The sequence below is a fragment of the Nioella ostreopsis genome (assembly GCF_004000255.1).
Taxonomy (GTDB): domain Bacteria; phylum Pseudomonadota; class Alphaproteobacteria; order Rhodobacterales; family Rhodobacteraceae; genus Nioella; species Nioella ostreopsis.
In genome coordinates, this window is sequence record NZ_RCIQ01000003.1 from 131,187 (window position 1) to 152,917 (window position 21,731).

Genomic DNA, 21,731 nt, shown 5'->3' on the forward strand with positions numbered 1-21,731 from the left:
CTGTCCCCTGCTTTCGCGCCACACTGCCCCAATCGCCGCTTGCACAAAAGAGCACCCGGCAGGACAAACTGTTGCCATGCTTTTGGGGTTAAACGGGCGCCAAGACAATAAAAAGAGCAGGCACATGACCCAGACCCGACCGGCCAACGGCACCGCGCCGCAGGGCACGCATCGCGTGGCGCTGATCGGGTGTGGCTTTGTGGCCGATCTCTATATGCGCTCCTTCGCCAAGCACCCGGAGGTGCAGATTGTGGCCGTTCATGACCGTGATCCGCAGCGTCTCGCGGCGTTTTGCGCGCATTGGTCCCTGCCTGCCTGTGACAGCCTCGACGCGGCTTTCGAAACCACGCCGGACCTGATCCTGAACCTCACCAATCCGTCCTCACACGCCGATATCACTCGCGCTTGCCTCAGCGCCGGGCACCATGTCTTTAGCGAAAAGCCCATGGTGCTTGATATGGACGACGCCCGTTCGTTGCATGACCTGGCCCGCGACAAGGGCCTGCAACTGGGCAGCGCGCCGTCCTCTGTTCTGGGCGAGGCTGCGCAGACACTGGCCAAGGCGCTGCGCGACGGGGTCGCGGGCACGCCCCGGCTGATCTATGCGGAACTGGATGACGGGTTTATCCCGCAAGCCCCGGTGGAGGGTTGGGTGAGTGCCTCCGGCGCGCCCTGGCCCTTCGCCGACGAATTCCACACCGGCTGCACATTGGAACATGCGGGCTATTACCTCAGCTGGCTGATTGCCTGCTTCGGGGCGGTGGACAAGGTCGTGACCGCCACTGCCGAGATCCTTCCCGACAAGCGCGGCGTGACCGGCTGCGCCCCGGATCTTTCCGTTGCCACCCTGCATTTCGCGCAAGGCCCTGTGGCCCGGCTGACCTGTTCCATCACCGCCCCCCATGACCACCGCCTGCGAGTTGTGGGTGACAAGGGCGTTCTGGAACTGGATCAGGCCTGGGACAATGCCGCGCCGGTCCGGTTCCGCAAACGGCTGCGCATCCGGCGGCGTCTGATGGAAAGCCCGGTCGCGAAACGCCTGCGCCTGCGCGGGGCGACCCATCCGAAGGTGACCCGTGAAGGGGCCGCCGCGATGAATTTCGCACTCGGCCCCGTGGAAATGCTGAAGGCGATTGCCGCTGGCCGCCCCTCGCGCATTGCCGGCGGTTACGCACTGCACCTGACCGAGGTGACGCTGGCCTGCCAGACCGAGGGCGTGCACCGGATGACCACGCGCTGCGACAGGATGGAGCCGATGCCATGGGCGCGCTGAGGGTCTTCATCACTGGATCGGGCAGCTATGTGGGCCGGGCCGTTGCGGATTACGCCATGCGCGCAGGGTATGAGGTGGTTCTGCATTCGCGCTACGGGCACCGGGGCAACTGGCCAGACGTGCCGGAGGTCTTTCCGGTCGAAGGCCCGCTCGATGGCCCGGATATGCCGGGGCTGCTGACAGGCTGCGCGGCGCTGATCCATGTGGCGGGGCGGATGAGCGGGACCGAGGACGAGTTTCGCAAGGATGTGGTGGAGGACAGCGCCGCCCTGATGCGCGCAGCGGCCAAGGCCGGGGTGCCGCGCGTGGTGCTGGCCGGGTCCGTTTCTGTCTATGGCGCGGGCGAGCCCGGCGAGGTGATCACCGAAGACAGCCCGTTGGAGCCGCGCCCCGACCTGCGCGACGCCTATATGCGCGCCAAGCTTGCACAAGAAAAGGTGATGCGAACCGAAGCTGACATGTCCGGGATCGGCTTGAGCATCCTCAGGCTCGGGGCGATCTGGGGGCCGGGTCGTTTGTGGACTGCACATTTCGGACCCACCAAGGGCCCGGTCCTGATCCGCATCGGGCGTGACGGACAAGTGCCGCTCTGCGAGATCGACCGCGCGGGCGAGGCCTTGGTGTCTGCCGTGACGGCTGCGCCCTGCACCGTCAATGTGCTGGATGACGATCTGCCCGACCGGGTGCGGTTTCTCAATGCGCTGTCGGTCTCGGGCTGGCCGCGTGTGATCCTGCCGGTTCACTGGCGACTGTTCGACCGGATTGCCGGGGATAACCCAAAGCGCCCCGGACTTCTGCGCCGACCAACGCTGCGCGCCCGCATGATGCCCATGGGTTGGGACGGCAGCCGCGCTGTCGCGGCGTTAAAGCTTCCCCCACAGCATGAATTCGAGGCACTGATGGCTGCCAATCTGATCGCGGGGGTGGGCCCATGAAAATCGCCTACCTGACCGGGGAATACCCGCGCGCCACCGACACCTTCATTCAGCGCGAAGTCGCGGCACTGCGCGCGGAAGGGCTCGATGTGCTGACCTGTTCCGTCCGCCGCACCGGCGACGAACATCTGGTGGGCGAGGAACAGCGGCAGGAGGCCGCGCGCACCTTCCACGTCCTGCCCGCCGTGGCGAACCCGTTGACCATGGCGCGGGCCGAACTGGCGATGCTGCCCCGGCTCGGGCGCTATTTTCGGGCGCTGGCGCTGGCCTGGCGGACCGCCCCCAAGGGGATCAAAGGTCGGCTCTACAACCTGATCTATTTCACCGAGGCCGTCGTTCTGGCCCATCACCTGCGCAAGAATGGCGTCCAGCATCTGCACAACCACATCGCCAAGTCGAGCTGCACCGTGGCGATGCTGGCTTCGGAACTGTCGGGCATTCCCTACAGTTTCACCCTACACGGCCCCGACATCTTCTTTGCCCCCGATCACTGGCGGCTGGATGAAAAGATCGCCCGCGCCCGCTTTGTCGCCTGTATCAGCGAATTCTGCCGGTCTCAGGCGATGTTCTTTTCGGATCAGGCTCACTGGGGCAAGCTCAAGATCGTCCATTGCGGGGTGGAGCCAGACCGCTACGTGACAGGCGAGCGCGATGGCAAAAAGCTCTTGTTCGTGGGCCGTTTGGCGGCGGTCAAGGGCGTGCCAGTGCTGTTGGAGGCGCTGGCCGAGGCGCGCCGCACACGGCCCGATCTGACACTGACCCTTGTGGGTGATGGCCCGGACCGCGCCGCGCTGGAAACGCAAGCCAGTGATTTGGACCTTGCCGGGGCCGTCACATTCGCGGGCTACAGATCCCAATCAGACGTAGCCGAATTGCTGGCCCGCCATGACGCGCTGATCCTACCCAGTTTCGCCGAGGGCGTTCCTGTGGTGCTGATGGAGGCCATGGCCGCGAAAATGCCGGTGATCGCGACGGCGGTCGGCGGCGTCTCGGAACTGGTGGAAGATGGGACAAACGGCTATCTCGTCGCGCCGGGGGACGGGGCGGCACTGCGCGCCGCGATCCTTCGCGTGATGGAGGACTGCGCCCTGCGTCAGCGCATGGGCGACGCTGGACGCGCCAAGGTCGAAGCGCATTTCACCGCCACGACCGAGGCCGCGCGCCTGGCGCGCCTGATCCGCTCTGGCCCCGACCTGCCCCCCGAAAAACGGCCAGAGGTAACCCCATGAACGCAGCCATCGCCATCATCCTGATTGGTCGCAACGAAGGCGACCGGCTGAAACGCGCGCTCGACAGCGTTGTCGGGCTGGTGGACCAGATCGTCTATGTCGACAGCGGGTCCACCGATGACAGCGTCTCCTATGCGCAGTCGAAGGGCGTTCAGGTGGTGGAACTGGACATGTCCGTCCCTTTCACCGCCGCCCGCGCCCGCAATGCGGGTGTTGACGCTCTGCGCGACGAGGGCCTGCCGGAGTTTCTGCAATTCATCGACGGGGATTGCGCCCTGATGCGCGACTGGCTGTCGATCGCCCTGTCCGTCATGCGGGCCGATACCGGGCTTGGCGTCGTCACCGGCTGGCGGCGCGAGATTCATCCCGATGCCAGCATCTACAACGCCATGTGCGATCATGAATGGTATCGCCCCGCTGGCCCAATCGTGGCCTGTGGGGGCGATATGCTGGTGCGCTCGGAGGCGTTTGAGGCGGCGGGCGGCTTCAACCCTGACGTGATCGCCGCCGAGGATGACGAATTCTGCCTGAGGGTGCGCATGGCGGGCTATCGGCTCATGCGCATTCCCCGTGACATGACCGCCCATGACGCCGATATGCACCGGTTTTCGCAATGGTGGAAACGGTCGGTCAGGAATGGCCATGGCTTTGCGCAACTGGGCGCGCTGCACGGATCGCATCTGAGCCGGGAACGCGCGCGGGTCTATGTGTTCGGCCTGATGCTGCCCGCCGTGGCGCTGGCCGGGCTGGTGACAAACACTTGGGTTCTGGTCGGCGTCCTGGCGCTTTATGCCGGGTCTTATGCCAGTGCGCTGCGGGGGCTTCTGCGGGATGGGATCGCGCCGGGGGTGGCCTGGCGCTTTGCGGGATTCCTGACGCTGTCCAAGATCCCCAATCTGGTCGGCATGGCCACTTTCGCGTTACGCCGCCTGCGTGGCAGGTCGATGCAAATCATTGAATACAAGTAAGGAAACAGGATCTTGAGCGCATCTCCCCCTATTCGGATCGGCCTCATTGGCGCGGGCTATATCGCCAGCTGGCATGCCGACGCGCTGAAGGCGACGCCGGGCGTGCAGATCACCGCTATTTGCGACCGCAGCCGGGGTGCCGCAGAAGGATTGGCAGCAGCTCATGGCGCGCAGGTCTTTACCTCGGTGGCCGACCTGATCGCTGCCCGTGCCTGCGACGCAGTCCACATCCTGACGCCGCCGAACCTGCATCACGATCTGGCAGTGGAATGCCTGGAAGGCGGGTTGGATGTGCTGGTGGAGAAACCGGTGGCGCTCTCTGCCGCGGAAACCCGCTCGATTGCCGAGACCGCCGCCCGCACCGGCAAGCGGTTTTCCCCCGGCCACAACTTCCTCGGACTGCCCCGGTACGAGAGGCTGAAGGCGATGGTTGCGGACGGACATCTTGGCCGTATCGCGGAGGCACGGATCAACTGGTGCCTGCCTTTGGCACCCCTTCGCTCTGGCCCCTACGGGCTGTGGCTGCTGCGCGAGCCGAAGAACCTGTTGCTGGAGCTTGGGGCGCATCCGTTTTCCTTCGCGGTCGATCTCTTCGGACCGCTCGACATCCTGTCGGCCGTCACCGGCCAGCCTGTAACCCTGCCCGGCGGCGGCACCCGCGACCAGAGCTGGCGTATTCTGGCACGCGCGGGCGATGTGGATGTGACGCTGACGCTCTCCATGGTTGAAACCATCGACGACCGGACGGTTGCCTTGCGCGGATCCTCCGGCATGGCGCATCTCGACTATGCCGCCGACACGCTGGTCACGACGCGCGACAACACCGCCGATCTGGTGGTGAACCCCCTGCTGAGGCAACTGGGCGCGGCCAAGGAAAACCTGCGCGAGGGGCTGAGAAACGCTGCGATCCAGACCGCATCCTTGAACCGTCGCAGCCCCTATGGGCAAAGCTTTCAGGGCATGAACCGGGCTATCTATAGCGGTGAGGCTGACCCGCGCTTTTCCCCCGAGGCGGCCATCACCGTCATGCAGGCCATCGACGACACGCTGGCCCTGATCCCGGCACAGCCTTCCCCCGCCATCGTCACCGGCAGCCCGCGCCCCGGTGTCATGGTCATCGGCGGCACCGGCTATATCGGGCGCAACCTGACACGCGCCCTGGTGGCCGAGGGCCATGACGTAAGGGTTCTGTCGCGCGGCGCGCATGGGCCTTTTGCGGATATCGCCGATCACGTGGAAACCTGCCCGGTCTCGCTGACCGACAAACCCGCGATCACGGCGGCGATGGAGGGCATCCACACCGTCTACAACCTTGCGAAATCCATGGACGACACATGGGAGGACGCGCTGAAAAACGATGTGGGCACCGCCGTTCGGATCGGGGAAGCGGCACTGCAGGCGGGCGTGTCGCGGCTGATCTATACGGGCACGATTGCGTCCTACGACATGTCCGACCCTGATGGGATGATCACCGAAGCCACCGGGTTTGGCGATATCGAGGCGCGCAATCTTTATGCACGGTCCAAGGCGGAATGCGAGCGTCGGCTGATGCGGATGCACCGGCAGGATGGGCTGCCGCTGGTCATCGCGCGCCCCGGCATCGTGGTGGGCGGCGACGGACCCTTACAGCATTGGGGGATCGGACGCTGGCACGGCGCGGGCGCGGTCAAGCTCTGGGGCAACGGGCGCAATATCCTGCCTTTCGTCCTGGCCGATGACCTGTCGGACGGGCTGATCGCGATGATGGACCGCGATGACGCGCTCGGCCGCAGTTTCAACCTGACGGGCGAGCATCTGCTGACCGGCCGCGACTATTTCGACGCGATCCATGACCGGCTTGGCGCCCGAATGCGGGTCAGTTCCGGCAACCTGACGGCGATGTGGATGGCGGACGGGGTCAAATACGCGCTGAAACGCTATGCGCTTGGCCGCCGGAATGCGGTGCGCCCCTCGCTTGCCGACTGGAAATCGCGGGCGCATCTGGCGCGGTTCGACAACAGCCTGCCCAAGCGCGTGCTTGGCTGGCAGCCGGAGGCGGACCGCGACAGGTTCCTGACACGCGCAATGAATGCAAAGGCGCTGTTCGGGATCTGAACCTGCAGTATCAAAGGGCTTAATTGTGCCAAACTTGCCCTATATAACCATAAGCGCCGGGGAACCGGCCAAGAACAGGACCTGAGTGAGAATGAGCAGCAACCGCCCGAATACCGGCCCCGATGACGGGCTGAGCGACAGCGACCGGCGCCGCCGGGCGTTGGAACGGCGGCTGCGCGAGGCCCTGACCGCCGACCGTCCGATGGAGCAGGACAATGAGGCGGATGACACCGCACCCGAGGCCCCTGCCCCTACGCCACCTGCCCGCTCAAACGGCAGCGATATATGGGACCGCCTGCCGCGTATTCCCGTAGAACCGGCCCGCCTTGACCGCAACCTTGTGATCACCGCCAATCGCCACGACCCGGCGCACGGGGCCTTTGACGTGCTGCGCACCCGGATCGTGCAGGCGATGCGCGATCACGGCTGGACGCGGATCGGCATCACCTCGCCCAATCCCGGGAACGGCAAGAGCTTTACCGCCATCAACCTGGCGATCAGCCTGTCACGCCTATCGGATCTGCGCACCGCGCTGATCGACATGGACCTGCGCCGCCCCGGTCTGGCCCGCATCCTCGGGCTGCGCGACATGCCGGCCACGGCGGATTTCCTGCGCGGTGAGATCGACACTGCGACCTACCTGTCAACCTTCGCGCCCAATATGCTGAACATCGGTGACAAGCTGGCGCTTGGCGTCAACGGGCGGACCGATCCCTATGCTGCGGAATTGTTGCAAAACCCGACGACGACCGAGGTCTTGACCCGCATGCAGGAGGAACTCGGCGCTGACCTGATCCTCTACGATCTGCCCCCCGCCCTTGCCATGGATGACGTGCTGGCCTTCCGTCAGCATATCGACTGCGTTCTGCTTGTCGTAGGTGGCGGCGAAACCCGCGCGCGCGATGTGCGCGAGGTGCAGCGCCGTCTCGGGGAGGACTTGCCGATCCTGGGGGTGGTGATGAACAAGGCCGAGCTCGATGAAGAGCCCGGCTATGGCTATGGCGGCTGATCAGTCGCGCGTCGTGCGCCGCATGACGACCGCCAGTTCCTGACCCTGCGCCTGAGGCAAACGGTCCGCGATCGCGCGCCACCAGCCACGCACCCGCCCGACCACACCGACCACCGCGGCAGTCAGCAGCCCAATCCAAAGCACGCGGCCCCGACGCACCTTGCGCTGGCTGCGCAGATTGGGGATCACGACAACCGGTTGCACGCCAAGCTCGCGCTCGAACTGACGGGCGCTGCGCAGACGTCCATCAAGGATCTCCAGCAGAAGTGCCGCAGCGGCTGCAAGGAACACCACCAGCATGCCCCCTGCCATGGCCAGTTTCTTGCGGCTGGTCGACACCGGAAACTCCGGCGGAATGGCGGTTTCCAGAACTTCGAAACGCTCCGCCTGATTGCGTGTTTCCAGAAGCTGGTTCATCGCCGCCTGTGCCCGACGTTCAGTGATCACGCTCAATTCGCCCTGAAGCTGTTCCAGCTGGCGATCGAAAACATGGGTCTGGCGTTCCACCTCCGGGGCGGTGAGCAGAACCGCCTCGACCTCGGCAATCGCGTCATTCACAAGCTGCAAACGCTGGTTGAGCAATTCCTGCTGCCGCAACCGGGCCTCGGCCAGCAACCGCCCGCTTTCGCTTTCCAGCTCGATGATCTGTTCCTCGATATTGATCCGGCTTTCCTCCAGCCGGGACAATTGGGTGCGCTGCGAGGCAATGGCAGCGGGCAGAGCTGCCGAATTGGCCTGACGGAACTCGGAATAGGCGAATTCCAACTCCTCGATTTCAGCAGTCAGGCGCGCCTCTTCGGCTTCAAGAAATTCCAGCGTGCGCGCGGTCCGGCCCGAGGTCCGTTCCTGCGCTTCTTCGAGCACCCGATCGAGGAAACGATTGGCGATGGCTGCCGCGATATCCGGGTCGGACAGGCGCACCGTGATCACCAGCCCAGAGGGCTGCACATCAGGGCGCCAGGCCTGTTCGGGGTCGATTAGTTCGATGATCTGAACAGACTGGCGCACCAGCGCGACGCGTTCGGTGATCGACGGAATGCCCGAGAAGATGCCGAACTCGTCCAGAACCGTCATGATGTGATCGCGCGACATCAGCTGCTGTTCGATCAGCTCCAACTCGCTATTGGGGTTGAGCGTGCTGCCTGCGGCCCCGCCACCCGTCTGGCTGGTCAGCCGTTCCACAACCTGCGCCGCTTCGATCTGCACGACCGCCGTCGCCTCGTAGACCCGAGGCTGGCTGAGCGCGTAGAGCACCACGGATGGCAACCCCACGGCCAGAATCAGCAAGACCACCCAGATGCGGCGAAGCAGGATGCGCGGGATATCCCAGATTGATGTGATCGGACCCATAGGGGGCAGTCCTTTCGGTTCGATTTGTCAGGTGCCGGATGGCAGGCTAGCTATCGCTCCCGGGCAACCGGGCTTTGCAATTGAGGCGGCAACCGCCCCCGCGTTGCCATATCCTCGCCCCATTCTAGGTGATTTTTCGTCAAATTTCCAAGGACTAGGCAGTCTCGGTCTGGAAACACTGCATTTCCAAATCGGCGCTCCGCGCCACATTCCCGCCATATTCCATTGACAGCGGCAACGCCATGAGTGTGCAGATCAGCCCGTCACGGCAGAATAGCTGCCCTTCCAGTCGACGGCCCGCGCGATGCGGGCCAAAAGCGATGCGCAGCGTGGCGGTAAAGCGGTTGCGGGCAAGATCCGGGGCGATGTCCATCGCGTCGAATCCCACGATCCGGCGAGACAGCGGATACAGCGCCTTGTAGGTCGCTTCCTTGGCCGAAAAGATCATCTGCGCGTAGCCGCCTTGCAGGGGTTTTTGCTGATCTGACAGCCAGTTACGATCATTGTCAGTCAAGATGGTCGACCACAGATCCTCGGCAAGCGGGTCCAGCGCTGCAAGATCCAGACCAAGCCCGGACAGCGAGGACCGGCGCGCAACAACCGCGATGCAGCGCCCTTCGTGATGGGTGATGGACCCGACAACGCCATTGGGCCAGACCGGCGCGCGGTCGGTCCCCATGGGGATCGCATAGGGAACCATGCCGATCACGCGAAGCGCATGACGCGCGGCGGCGCGGCCAGCGGCGAATTCAGCCTGTCGGGCCGGGGTCGCACGGGCCATGGCGCGGGATTCTCCGGGCCAGAAATCATGGGCCTCCCCGGCATGGGCCTCCCCATAGCCAAGCTTTCCGCCACGCCAGCCGCTTTCAATGAGATCACGAAACATGGCTTATCCCCTTCCCGCCCGGGCCGCGCGCATCTGGCGGCGGCGCGACATGGCCTCGGCGCGATTGATCGCGCGCTCGGGCGCCGTGGTGGTGGGCGGCGTTTCAGGCTCTGGCGCGTCGCCACGGGTCAGCCGGTCGACCTCACCCGCCAATGCGGACAGAAGCGGGAAGCGGAAGATGTCGGTGATGGAGAGCCGCTCGGCGCCAAGCTCGGCCTTGATCTCGCGATGCGCCTGCACCGCCAGCAGCGAATGCCCGCCAAGGTCGAAGAAATGATCCTGCGGGCCGATGCCCTCGACACCGAGGATCTTCGTCCAGATCGCGGCGATGCGCCCGGCCGTGCTGGCCTGGGCCGTGATCGGCGTCACGTTCGACGGCGCGGCTGCGCGAGCACGCGGCGCGGGCAGCGCCTTGCGGTCGATCTTCTTGTTCGGCGTAAGCGGGAAGGCGTCGAGCCGGACAAAATGCGCGGGCACCATATGGGCAGGCAGCTCCGCCGCCAGATGCGCGCGGATCGCCGCCGGATCGACCGGCGCGGTTTCCAGGTAATAGGCCGCAAGCTGCACGTTGCCCGGCGTATCCTCGCGCGGGATCACCACGGATTGGCGCACGCCGGGAACCGCGTCGATCTGCGTTTCGATCTCTCCCATCTCGATCCGGTAGCCGCGCAGCTTGATCTGGTGATCGGCCCGGCCAAGGAAATCGAGCCCGCCATCGGCGCGCCAGCGCACAAGATCGCCGGTGCGGTAGACGCGGTTGCCGGGCTTGAACGGATCGTCAAGGAAGCGTTCCGCCGTCAGGTCGGACCGCTGCCAGTAGCCGCGCGCCACGCCCTCGCCGCCGATATAAAGCTCGCCCGGCACGCCAATGGGCACCGGCTGCATCGCCTCGTCCAGCACATAGACCTGCGTGTTGGCAATCGGCGTGCCGACGCCGGTGATCCCCTCGCCGCCTGTGGCGGTCTGGGTCGTCGACCAGATCGTGGTTTCGGTCGGCCCATACATGTTCTCGATATGGGCATCCGTCGCGGCCTGAAGCTCCGCCACCAACGATCCAGGCAGCGCTTCACCGCCCACCATCAGGTGTTTCACACGGGCCAGCGCCATGCGCGCCTCGTCATTGCCCACCAGCATCCGCGCCATGGAGGGCGTGCATTGCAGATGCGTGACACCATGACGGATGATCTGCGCGGCGATGGAGAAATCGTCCGCGGCCAGCGCATCGCCCTGGTTGGCGCGTTTCAGCACCTCGGCAATCGGGCGCAGACCATCCAGCACCTTCTGCCGTTCGATCCCGTAGTCGATCAAGCAGGCAATCTCATCGACCCCGATGCGCTTGAGCTGTTCGACCCGATCCAGCGCGTCCTCGACCGTGCCAAAGAGGCCCGAGTCGTTGAAATACCGCTCGAAGGCGAAATCGAGGATCGCCTCCAGCTCCTCTTCCGACAGGATCCCAAGGTCGAGCTGCATCGGGTTCGACACGCCCTTGGGCTTCTTGAAGGCCGGGAAGGCCCAGGCAAATTGCTTGATGAGACCCGCCGCCGAGCGCAGGTAATCCTTCATCGGGCCACGGGCGACCTCGCGCGCCTGATCCCGGTCACTGGCCAGGTAGGAATGCAGCATCAGGGTAACCGTGTGATCCGCCGGATCGCGGCCCGCGTCGCGCAGCGCCTGATGGTAGAGCTTGATCTTGTCGCCCACCTCGTCAATCGACTGCCCCAACAGGTGTGTCAGAACATTGGCGCCAATCTCTCCGGCCTCGCTCCAGGTGTCGGGGTTGCCCGCCGTGGTCACCCAGATCGGCAGTTCCTTCGACACCGGGCGCGGTTGGGTCAGCACCTTGTGCTCGGTCCCGTCGGCCATGGGGAAGGCCACTTCCTCACCGCGCCAGAGCGCGCGCAGGGTGTTGATGGCCTCAAACATCGCGGGCTTGTTCTGGGGCGGCGTGTTTTCGGGGCGCAGCACGAAATCATGCGGCTGCCATCCGCTGGCGATGCCAAGCGCCGCGCGCCCGTTCGTCAGGTTGTCGATCACCGCCCATTCCTCGGCGATACGGGCGGGATGATGCAGCGGCGCCACGACAGAGCCCGAGCGCACGCCGATATTCTTCGTCACCGCAGCCACGGCGGCCCCGGTCACTGACGGGTTCGGATAAGGCCCGCCGAACGCATGGAAATGGCGTTCCGGCGTCCAGACCGCGCAGAACCCGTTCTGATCGGCGAATTTCGCGCCTTCCAGCAGCATCGTATATTTGTCGCGGCCAACGCCGTCGTCATTGCCCCAGTAGAACAGGCTGAACTCCATCCCCCGGCCGGTCTGGCCAATGCGGCCATTGCTGACGAGAGTGCGGTTCTCGTCGCCGGAAATGACAACCGTGAAGCCGCGCGCGAGGGTCCAGAAGAGCTCCAGCACCGAGATGTCGAAGGACAGGCTGGTCACGACCAGCCAGACGCCGCCCGTCTCGTGGTCGATCCGCCCGTCCATGCCGGTGAAGAAATTCGACACATTGCGATGTTCGATCATCACACCCTTGGGGCGGCCCGTGGAGCCCGAGGTATAGATCAGGTAGGCCAGATCAGAGGGAGTCACCCCGCTGTCGGGGTTGGTCTCCGGCGCGGCGGCGATGCGCGGATCACGGTCGATCTCCAGTACTTGCGCCTGATGCGGAGGCAGATGCGGGGTCAGCGCGGCCTCGGTCAGGATCACCTTGGCGCCGCTGTCCTCGACATAAAGCGCCACCCGATCCGCCGGGTAATCGGGGTCGAGCGGCACATAGGCCCCGCCCGCCTTGTGGATGGCGATGGCCCCGATCAGCAGATCGGCAGAGCGACGGACATGCAGCCCCACCAGATCGCCACGCCGCACCCCCATCCCGGCAAGTGCATGGGCGACGCGGTTGGCGCGGGCGTTAAGCGCGGCATAGGTCAGGCGCGCGCCTTCGAAGATTAGCGCCGTGGCATCGGGGGTCTTGGCCGCCTGCGCCTCGAACATCTGGTGGATGCAGCGGGCGCGGTCGTAGTCCGCGTCCGTTGCGTTCCAGTCATGGATCAGCTTCTGCCGCTCGCAGTCGGGCACGATGGACAGCTCCACCACCGGCGTGGCGGGATCGGCCTGCAACACATGCTGCAACCGCGCGGCGATGAGGTCGAGTTCTTGGGCCGTGACGCGGGCGGCATCTGCGGTGAGCGTCCGGCCATCCTCGGACAAGCAAAGCGCTGCGCCGGGCACGTCGCCGATGGCAAAATCGGGGATGGAGAGCCCGGAGAGGCCCGGGATGCGCGCGGGCAGATCAGCGGCGAAGCGTCCCTTGGCGCGGGCGGCCTCCATCCGTTCGGCAAAGCGCGCCTCGGCCTCTGCCACCGTGCCCTCGGGGTCGATCGCAACCGGCACCCAGGGCGACAGGAAACCGGGGCATGTGACCGGCAGCCCGAGCGCGAGGTCCACGGCCCCGCCCTCGCCCTTGCGCAGGGCAAGCAGCGCGAACCGGGCCAGGGCCTGCGCAGCAGAGAGCCCGTTGGGCCGCGTGACCTCGCGAGTCGCCAGTCCCTCTCCCGCACCGGGATGGAAGGTGAAGGTCGCGGGCTGCATATTGTCGAGCCGCTTGCGCCAGAAGCCTTCCGCCGGGGCGGCGGCGGCGATGGCGGCGCTGATCGCGGCGCGGTCCTGTGTCATCGGCAAGCGGGTGCCAGCGGCAAGGTGATCGGCAAGGATCACGGGCGCCCCGTCGACGGAGCGCATCCCTCCCAGCCTCACGGCCCCGCCCGGAACGGCCACGGTCGCAGTGCCGCCGGTGACCTCCAGAACCTCGCCGGGCGCGCCCGTGCCTTCGGCAGGCTCCGCGCTGCCGACCAGCAGAATCTCGCGGCCGGTGTCGAGCTTCGGGCAGGCCAGAGGGTTCCAGTATCCGCCATGATCGAGTGCATGAACAATGGCCGTGATCTCATTGGTTGATTTGGAAAAATCCAGAAGGGCCGCCGCCTCTGGCCGCGCATCGCGGGCAAAGTAGCTGCGGCGCGACAGGTCCTGCGGGGTGCCCTCGGCGCGCCCCTCGGCCAGCGCCGCGATCACCTCTCCGAAACTGTCCAGCGCGGCGGCATAGCACTTGGTGTTGAGCGTGAGTGCGGTTTCCCCCGGCGCGATTGCGATCTGGCGCTGCGCGAGGATATTGCCCTCGTCCACGCCGCCCGCGATCCGGTGCCAGGTGATGCCATGGGTGGTTTCCCCGTTCAGCAGCGCCCAGACCGGGGCGTTGAGCCCGGCATAGGTCGGCAGCGGCCCGTCGTGGAAGTTGACCGCGCCTTTCGTGGCCATGGAGAGCACGTCGGCTGGAATGATATCGAGGTTCGCGATGGATAAGATCCATTCGAATTCAAACCCCTGCAGCCGGTCCTTCAACCCGCTTCCCGGTGCGATCAGCGTCACGCCCTCCGCCTCGGCCCAGGCCCGGAAGTCGGGGCAGCGCGTGACCACGGCGCGGATCGGGTGGCCTGCACCCGCCAGCATTTTCGCGCAGTTCAGTGCCAGCGTGTCATGGCCGATGACAATCGAGGAAAACAGGGACATGGATCAACCTCCGGTCAAGCGGGCGGCGTGGTCGCCACCGCGAGTGGCCCCGGTTCGGGGCGCTGAAAACTCGTGTGAAATCAGGCTGCGCAGGAAGCGCGGCGGATCGGCGGGCTTGCGGCCCGTCAGCAGGCAGCGCAGCCGGTGCAGGACCCCGCCCGCAACATGGGCCAGCGTGGCCAGGCGCGCATAGGCGCGGCCATGGGTCTTTTCGAAATAGTGGCGGCGCGAGTCGAACCAGTAGCCCGGAACCTCCTGCCATTCCTTCATGCCGGTCGAAACCGATCCGATATGCGTGACGGAGCTTTCCCGAACAAAATCCGTTGGATACCCGGCATTCTTCGCGCGTCGGCAGAGGTCGGTTTCTTCGAAGTAAAGGAAGAAGCGCTCATCAAAGAGTCCGATCTCCTCCAGCACCTCCATCCGCATCATGAGGCTCGCGCCCGCCAGCCAGTCGACCCGTGCGGTCTGCTCCGGGATCGGCACCGGTACCGCACGGTTGCGCAGCCAGCGGCTGACCGGGCCGAGGCGCACCGCGCCTTCGAATTCGCTCGCAATGGTGGGAAAGCGAAAGGTGGTCAGATGCGGATCACCCTCTGGACCGTGGATGTAGCTGCCAGCAAAACCCGTCGCGGGATGTGTCTGCAAATGATCCAGAAGGGCGCGGATCGCACCCGTGTCGGGGAAAGCGTCGGAGTTCAGGATATAGACGTAGTCCGGGCGGCTGCCATCCGTGAACCCTGCGCGGATGCCCACGTTGTTGCCCGCGCCGAAGCCGCCGTTGCGGCCTGCGTCGATCACGCGGGTGCGGGGCCAGGCGCGGTCTTCGACCACGCGGGTCATCGTCTCGAAGGATCCATCGCGGGAATCGTTGTCGACGATCACCAGCTCACCGCTGATGCCCTCCATCTCCCGCAGCGCGGTTTCGGCCGCGCGCAGGGTCATGTCGGCGGTGCGCCAGTTCAGCACCAAGCAAAGCAGTTTCGGGTCACTCGGCGGCATGGCTGCCCTCCCAGGCCTGAGCCACCAGCCGCGCACGGTCGGCGGACTCGATCACCTTGCCCATCCGCGCGGCCAGCACCCGCACATTGGGCTCCAGCACCATGGAATCGTGGTCGCCCGGAACCTCGAACACCTGCAACTGCGGCGCCCATTCGGTCCAGTCGTTGTCGTGGGTCACATAGGCGCGTTCGGAATTGACCAACCTCCCGTCGCCCACCTGCCATTTACCCACCAGCGGCGGACGGAACAGCGTCAGCGGCCCGTGCCATGGTTGCAGATGATAACCTGCAACCGAGTCGAGGAAGGCTGCCTCGATCGCGGCATTGTGGAAAACGGGGCTCTCGCCCGCATCGTCCTGCTTCTGACGGCGCTTTGCGAATTCCCACCGGATGCGACGGGCGAGCCATGTGAACGGATAGGCAAAACCGCCCGCTTTCAGCTCCTGCAGTTGGATGGCAATCCGGTCGGCGCGCGTCAGTTCCCGGCGTTGCGGCAAGGGCGTGTCGAGCATGATGAGCGCGGCCACCTCCTCGCCCGCTTCTGTCAACTGCTGCGCGATTTCATAGGCGGTGATGCCGCCGCCCGAGAACCCGCCGAGCATGTAGGGCCCCTGCGGCTGTACCTGCCGGATCTCGGCGATGTAGTCGCGCGCGGCTTCCTTGACGGAGCGGTGCGGCTCATCCTCTCCGAACAGTCCCTTGGCCTGCATCCCATAGAAAGGCCGGTCGTGGCCCAGAAGATGCGCGAGATGGCGCAGGTTCAGCACGTTGCCGAACATGCCCGCGACGAGGAAGAAGGGCGTTTTCGGCCCGCCCTCGCCTTGATGCATCGGCACGAGATGCGTGAAGCGGCGCGTCGGTTCCTCGCGTTTCGGGGCGTCCTCGCCCGCCTCCGTGCTGATCCCCTGCGCGGCGACCAGCCCGGCGATCTTGCGGATCGTCGGCGCCTCGAAGAGCACGGAAATGGGGAAGTCCACGGCCCAGGTCTTCCTGACCATGGCGAAGAGCCGCACGGCGATGAGGGAATGCCCGCCGAGATCGAAGAAACTGTCCTCGGCGCCCACCTGGGCCACGCCCAGAAGGTCGCGCCAGAATCCGGCAAGCGTTTCCTCGATGGGGCCCTCGGGCTCGACGAAGTCGCTATCAAGCTCGGGCCGTTCAAACCCTTGGCTCGCCTGCGCCTCCTCGGTCTCGGTTCCCGCCTGCGCGATCAGCGCGTCGAGGTCGAGCGAGGAAATCAGTACCTGCGGCAGAGGGCTCGCCAGCGCCTTCAGGAAGGCCTCTGCCCCCTCTTCGGGGCGGATGCCCTGCGCGATGTTGTGGCGCAGCCGTTCCTCCGCGGGCGACAGCGGGCGCGGGCCCTCCGCCTCGGCCAGTTTCGCAGGCGCGGCGGCGAAGGCGATGTTGCCCACAAGGCGGCGGATGGTGAAGCCCTCGATGTCCACGCAGATTGTGCCATCGGGGGCCGCAAGCGTGATGTCGAAGCTTGCGGTCTGGTCCGAGGCGCGGTTGTCACCGGCGTTGCGGACGTAAGACACGATGTCGGACGGCAGTGCTTTGAACACCTTCACCGAGGCGTAGTTCACCGGCACCCACAGCGCATCGGGGCGGTAGCCCTCGATCAGCTGCATCGCCCATCCGGTGGCAAGGTCCACCATCCCTGGCGGCAGGCGCCAGCGGGGATCGTGGCTGTCGAGCGCAAGACTCGCCAGCCCCTCGCCCTGCCCCAGACGGGTTTCGCGCAGCACGCGCCAGCCGGGGCCGAAGCGCAGATGCGCCTCCTGCGGGGAGGTCAGGCTCTGGCCCGGTTCAGCGCGGGTCAGCTCACCCATTCGGGCCTCCAGCGCCGGGATATCCAGCGGCACGGGCGGGTCCATCGGCAGAAGGCGGATGTCGGCCTCGGCATTCACGTCCCACCCCGCGCCCTCGGGCGCGCTTTCGACGCGCAAACCATAGCCCTGATCGCTGCGCGGCAGGGTCAGGCGGATGCGGGTGGTCTGGCCGTCTTCGGTGCGCAAGGGGCGCAGGAACCACAGGTCGCGGATCTCGAACGGCCGGTCCTCGCCCTGCCCTTCCAGCGCCTCAGCCACCAGTTCAAGATAGCCTGTGCCGGGCAGCAGAGCGTCGCCTGCTTTCGTACGGTGCTGGTCCAGCACCCACCGGCTTTCGGGGCGCCACTGGGCCTCGAACCGGCGGATTCCATCGGCATCGAACCCTGCGGTATCGAGCAGGGGCAGCGTCACGGGCACCGGCGCGGGCGGTTCCGCCTGACGGGCCTGCATCGCCTCGGCGGCCATGCCCACGCCCGACCAGATACCCCAGTCGATCGCCAGAACCCGCGTCTTGCCACCGCTGCGCGATTTGGCGACGGCGTTGAGGTAGTCGTTTGCGGCCACGTAATCCACCTGCCCCGCAGGCGCGGTGGCGGTGGAGCTGGAGGAGAAGAGCACCATCCAGTCAAGCGTGCCATCGGGGAAGAGCGTATCGAGCACCTGCGTGCCGTGGATCTTCGGCGTAAAGACCTCCTCGATACTGGTGGGCGATTTCGCCAGAATGGGCGCATCGTCGATGACGCCCGCCGCGTGGATCACGCCATTGATAGGGCCGAACGTCGCCTCAGCCTCTGCCACGGCGGCGCGCATGTCCTCGACATTGGAGACATCGGCAGCCAGAGGCAGAACCGCGCCCCCGGCGGCCTCCAGCCGTTCCACCGCGCGGATGCGGGCGGCGGTGCCGTCCGTGGGCGCGGCGTTTTTCAGCAGCGTCTGCCAGCGGTCGCGCGGCGGCAGGCCGGTGCGCGAGACAAGCACGATCTTCGCCTTGTGGCGGCGGATCAGCTCCTCCGCCACGCTGGTGCCGATGCCGCCATAGCCGCCGGTCAGCAGCACGGTTGCACCTTCACGGATATCGAGCGTATCCGCCTCGGGCAGGGCCACCCGCTTCCACCCCTGTTCAAACCGCTTGCCCGCGCGGATCGCGGCGACACGGCTATCGGGGTCGGACAGCAGTTCCTCCAGCACCGGCGCGGCGTCGGGCCGGTCGACGTCCAGAACGGCCACCGAGACACCGGGGAACTCGCGCGGGATCACGCGTGCCGGCCCCATGATGGTGGCTTTCGACGGGTAGGGCAGCGGTTCGCTGCGGACCTGCGCGGCGCCGTTCGTGACCACGTCGATATGAAGCGGCCCCTGCCCTTCATCGGCCCAGGCCTGCGCGAGGTAGAAGAGCGACCAGAACCCCTGTTCCTGCATCCGGTGGAAGAAGCTCGACCCCGGGCGGTGCTGTTCGCCTTGGGTCAGCAGCCACAGATGCGCGATCCGGGTGGGCAAGCTGCCATCCTCAGCCAGCGCGCGCAGCAGCTGGTCATAGCCCTCGCGCCCCCGTTCCGGCGGCAGGACGAAGCCCGATTTCGTGCGCGCGAAGGCGTCGCCGGGGGTGACCAGCGTCACGGGATGGCCTGCGGCGCGCAGCCGGTCGGCCAGTGTGTCGGCAACCCCTGTTTCATCCGCGAAGATGAGCCAGCTGTTCCGCGCGGCGTCCGACAGATCGCCCGCAAGATCCACCTCGCAGGGCGCATAGGTGGGCCGCCAGACAGGTTTCCAGCCCCACTCAGCGGGATCATCCTCGCGCATCAGCCAGTCGGTCGCTTGTTCCGCCTGCGGTTCGGCGCGCTCGATGAAATAAGGGCTCTTCTGGAAGGCATAGGTCGGCAGAACCACGCGGTTCCGGCGCGCCTCACCCCAATACTGGCCCCAGTCGAAGCTGCCGCCCACGGCCCAGATACGGCCAAGCGTGGCGAGGAAATAGGCGTCATCGGCCGTGGCGACGTCGGGGTGACGCAAGCTGTTGATCACCTGGTTGGCGTCGATCTTCGGATGCTGACCGGCGAGCGAGGTCAGCGCCTTGCCGGGGCCGACTTCGAGGTAGACGCGCGACGGAGTCTCCGCGAGGGTCGAGAGGCCATCGGCAAAGCGCACCGCGCCGCGCAGGTGGCTGACCCAGTAGTCGGGGCTTTGCGCCTCGGCATCGGTCAGGATCTGGCCGGTGCGGTTGGAAATCACCGGGATCTGCGGGGTGTGCAACTCGATCGACCGCAGGTAGTCCCCGAAACGGTCCAGAACCGGGTCGAGCAGCCGTGAATGCGCCGCAATGTTGATCGCGATGCGCTGGCAATGGATGTCCTCGGCCTCTAGCCGCTCCGCCAGCCGGTCAAGCGCCGCGTCAGCGCCGGAGGCGACGGTCAGCTCGGGACCGTTTACCACGGCAAGATCGAGATCGTCCCCCAGATAGGGGGCCAGTGCCTCAGGCGACAGAGCCACCGACAGCATCCCGCCGGGTTCAACCGAATCCATCAACTGCCCGCGCAGGTGAACAAGGCCGATGCAATCCTCGAACGACATCACCCCCGCCAGACAAGCGGCGGTGTTTTCGCCCATGGAATGGCCGATCAGCGCCTTGGGCTCTACCCCCCAGCTCATCCACAGCTGCGCCAGCGCATATTCCACGATCATGATCAGCGGCAGTTGAACGGAGGGTGTTTTCAGCCGCTCATTCGCGGCGTCCTCGTTGCCCGGTTCCGGCAGCCACAGCGCGCGGATGTCGAAATCGAGCTTGGGTTCCAGCACCGACAGCCCGCGATCCATCCAGTCAGCAAAGACCGGCTCGGTCTCATAAAGGTCGCGCGCCATGCCCGCATATTGCGCACCCCCGCCGGGGAACATGAAGGTGATCTCGGGGGTGTCGCTGACGACCGTATGCGTGAACACCCGGCGCGGATCGTTTTCGAGCAAGGCCTCGGCGGCCTCCTCGGGCGTTTCGGCCACGACGACACGGCGCCGTTCGAAGGCTTTGCGGCCCTCCTTCAGCGTCCAGGCCACGTCGGCAAGGTCCTCTTCCGGGTTGGCCTCCAGATGCGCGGCCAGACGTTCCGCATTGCCCTCCAGCGCGGATTTCCCGCGCGCCGAGAGGCACAGCAGCTGGAAGGGGAAATCGGACTGGTCCGAGGCCGCGCGCTTGGGCGCTTCCTCCAGAACCACATGGGCGTTGGTACCGCCCACCCCGAGCGAATTGACCCCCGCCCGCGCCGGGTGGTCGGTTCGGGGCCAGTCGGTCAAACGGTCGTTCACCAGAAACGGCGAGCCCTCGAAGCCAATCGCCGGATTGGGCTGCTCATAGCCCAGAGAGGGCGGGATCTGCTTGTGATGCAGCGCGAGCGAGGCCTTGATCAGGCTCGCCACCCCCGCCGCCGTATCCAGATGCCCGATGTTGGTCTTGACGGACCCAATCCGGCAGGTGCCGACGGCGTTTGTGGTCCGTCGGAAGGCGTCGGTCAGCGCCGCCACCTCAATGGGATCGCCAAGATAGGTGCCGGTGCCGTGGCATTCGACATAATCGACAGTATCGGCGCGCACGCCCGCCAGCGCCTGCGCCTCGGCAATCGCCTCGGCCTGCCCGCCGACGGAGGGCGCCAGATAGCCCGCCTTGTCGGCGCCATCATTGTTCACCGCCGAGCCCTTGATTATGGCCCAAATGTGATCGCCATCGGCAATGGCATCGGCCGCCCGGCGCAGCACCACGCAGCCCGCACCGGAGCCGAAGACCGTTCCTTGCGCGCGATGATCGAAGGCGTGGCAATGACCGTCGGGCGACAGGATCTCGCCCTCCTTGAAGAGGTAGCCGCGCGCATGGGGCAGCTCGATCGTCACGCCCCCCGCCAGCGCCATGTCGCATTCCCCCATCAGGAGCGCCTGGCAGGCATAGTGGGTGGCGACGAGCGAGGTGGAACAGGCCGTCTGCATGTTGATCGAGGGGCCGTGCAGGTCGAAGATGTGGCTCACCCGCGTGGCCATGAAATCCTTGTCATTCCCGGTATGGCGCAGCAGGAACATGCCGGTCTGATCCACCAGATCGCGGTTGGAACAGACGTTGAAATAGAAATAGCTGCCCATGCCGCAGCCCGCGTAAACCCCTATGTTTCCATCGAAATTATCGGGGACATGACCGGCCTGTTCCATCGCTTCCCAGGCCACTTCCAGAAAGTGGCGATGCTGCGGATCCATGATCGCGGCCTCTTTGGGCGATAGCCCGAAGAAGTCGGCGTCGAACCGTTCGAACCCGTCCAGAACGGCGGCGGCTGGCACGTAGTCGGGCCGGTCGATCAGATGCGGCGCCTCGCCCGCGGCCAGCAACTCCTCTCGGCTGAGCCGCCGGATGGATTCGATCCCGTCACGCAGGTTGCGCCAATAGGCCTGCACATCCTCCGCCCCGGGAAGATGCGCGGCCATCCCAACGATGGCGATATCGTTTTCCCCTATGGCGGGGGTCGTGTCTGCTCGGGTCATGACAGCTTTTATCCAGCTTTTTTCGCATGTTGATTGAGCGTCAGACTGCCCCCCTATCTTGGTGATTTTAGGGCAAAGGCGC

The 21,731-nt window shown here is 65.9% G+C and carries 11 protein-coding genes; 6 read left to right on the forward strand and 5 right to left on the reverse strand.

What is annotated here, in order from left to right:
• Window positions 1–124: 124 nt before the first annotated feature.
• From EP237_RS04770 to EP237_RS04795, 6 genes are all read left to right on the forward strand, one after another.
• Window positions 125–1,273 (forward strand): Gfo/Idh/MocA family protein, encoded by a 1,149-nt coding sequence (locus EP237_RS04770; RefSeq protein ID WP_127558653.1) that lies wholly within the window; start codon window positions 125–127, stop codon window positions 1,271–1,273.
• Window positions 1,261–2,208, forward strand: a complete 948-nt coding sequence (locus tag EP237_RS04775) for an NAD-dependent epimerase/dehydratase family protein (RefSeq protein WP_127558655.1) — start codon at window positions 1,261–1,263, stop codon at window positions 2,206–2,208. Before EP237_RS04770 ends, EP237_RS04775 begins: the two co-directional genes overlap by 13 nt.
• The gene (locus EP237_RS04780) at window positions 2,205–3,437 is read left to right on the forward strand and encodes a glycosyltransferase family 4 protein (protein ID WP_127558657.1); all 1,233 of its coding nucleotides are present in this window, start codon (window positions 2,205–2,207) and stop codon (window positions 3,435–3,437) included. The genes EP237_RS04775 and EP237_RS04780 overlap by 4 nt, the downstream gene beginning before the upstream one ends.
• Window positions 3,434–4,405, forward strand: a complete 972-nt coding sequence (locus tag EP237_RS04785) for a glycosyltransferase family 2 protein (RefSeq protein ID WP_127558659.1) — start codon at window positions 3,434–3,436, stop codon at window positions 4,403–4,405. The genes EP237_RS04780 and EP237_RS04785 overlap by 4 nt, the downstream gene beginning before the upstream one ends.
• Before the next feature lie 12 nt (window positions 4,406–4,417).
• Window positions 4,418–6,499, forward strand: a complete 2,082-nt coding sequence (locus EP237_RS04790; RefSeq protein WP_127558661.1) for an NAD-dependent epimerase/dehydratase family protein — start codon at window positions 4,418–4,420, stop codon at window positions 6,497–6,499.
• 91 nt (window positions 6,500–6,590) lie between these two features.
• The gene (locus tag EP237_RS04795) at window positions 6,591–7,508 is read left to right on the forward strand and encodes a CpsD/CapB family tyrosine-protein kinase (RefSeq protein WP_127558663.1); all 918 of its coding nucleotides are present in this window, start codon (window positions 6,591–6,593) and stop codon (window positions 7,506–7,508) included.
• On the opposite strand, the gene EP237_RS04800 is transcribed toward EP237_RS04795, so the two are convergent.
• The 5 genes from EP237_RS04800 to EP237_RS04820 all read right to left on the reverse strand — a co-directional run bounded on the left by EP237_RS04800 (window position 7,509) and on the right by EP237_RS04820 (window position 21,649).
• Window positions 7,509–8,858 carry a Wzz/FepE/Etk N-terminal domain-containing protein gene (locus tag EP237_RS04800; protein ID WP_127558665.1) on the reverse strand — a complete coding sequence of 450 codons (1,350 nt, stop codon included), beginning with the start codon at window positions 8,856–8,858 and terminating at the stop codon, window positions 7,509–7,511.
• 154 nt (window positions 8,859–9,012) lie between these two features.
• Window positions 9,013–9,744, reverse strand: coding sequence for a 4'-phosphopantetheinyl transferase family protein (locus EP237_RS04805; RefSeq protein ID WP_127558667.1), 732 nt, complete (start codon window positions 9,742–9,744; stop codon window positions 9,013–9,015).
• Window positions 9,745–9,747: 3 nt separating this feature from the next.
• Window positions 9,748–14,307: a MupA/Atu3671 family FMN-dependent luciferase-like monooxygenase gene (locus EP237_RS04810; RefSeq protein WP_127558669.1), complete on the reverse strand. Its 4,560-nt coding sequence runs from the start codon at window positions 14,305–14,307 to the stop codon at window positions 9,748–9,750.
• Between the two features lie 3 nt (window positions 14,308–14,310).
• Entirely contained in the window at window positions 14,311–15,309 is a 999-nt protein-coding gene (locus EP237_RS04815) for a glycosyltransferase family 2 protein (RefSeq protein WP_127558671.1), read from the reverse strand.
• Window positions 15,296–21,649, reverse strand: a complete 6,354-nt coding sequence (locus EP237_RS04820; RefSeq protein WP_127558673.1) for a type I polyketide synthase — start codon at window positions 21,647–21,649, stop codon at window positions 15,296–15,298. The genes EP237_RS04815 and EP237_RS04820 overlap by 14 nt, the downstream gene beginning before the upstream one ends.
• Between the last annotated feature and the right edge of the window lie 82 nt (window positions 21,650–21,731).

Coding starts and splice junctions, on each gene's coding strand:
- EP237_RS04785 (WP_127558659.1), top strand. CDS start 3,434: ATGAACGCAGCCATCGCCATCATCCTGATTGGTCGCAACGAAGGCGAC.
- EP237_RS04805 (WP_127558667.1), bottom strand. CDS start 9,744: ATGTTTCGTGATCTCATTGAAAGCGGCTGGCGTGGCGGAAAGCTTGGC.
- EP237_RS04815 (WP_127558671.1), bottom strand. CDS start 15,309: ATGCCGCCGAGTGACCCGAAACTGCTTTGCTTGGTGCTGAACTGGCGC.
- EP237_RS04770 (WP_127558653.1), top strand. CDS start 125: ATGACCCAGACCCGACCGGCCAACGGCACCGCGCCGCAGGGCACGCAT.
- EP237_RS04820 (WP_127558673.1), bottom strand. CDS start 21,649: ATGACCCGAGCAGACACGACCCCCGCCATAGGGGAAAACGATATCGCC.
- EP237_RS04795 (WP_127558663.1), top strand. CDS start 6,591: ATGAGCAGCAACCGCCCGAATACCGGCCCCGATGACGGGCTGAGCGAC.
- EP237_RS04810 (WP_127558669.1), bottom strand. CDS start 14,307: ATGTCCCTGTTTTCCTCGATTGTCATCGGCCATGACACGCTGGCACTG.
- EP237_RS04780 (WP_127558657.1), top strand. CDS start 2,205: ATGAAAATCGCCTACCTGACCGGGGAATACCCGCGCGCCACCGACACC.
- EP237_RS04775 (WP_127558655.1), top strand. CDS start 1,261: ATGGGCGCGCTGAGGGTCTTCATCACTGGATCGGGCAGCTATGTGGGC.
- EP237_RS04800 (WP_127558665.1), bottom strand. CDS start 8,858: ATGGGTCCGATCACATCAATCTGGGATATCCCGCGCATCCTGCTTCGC.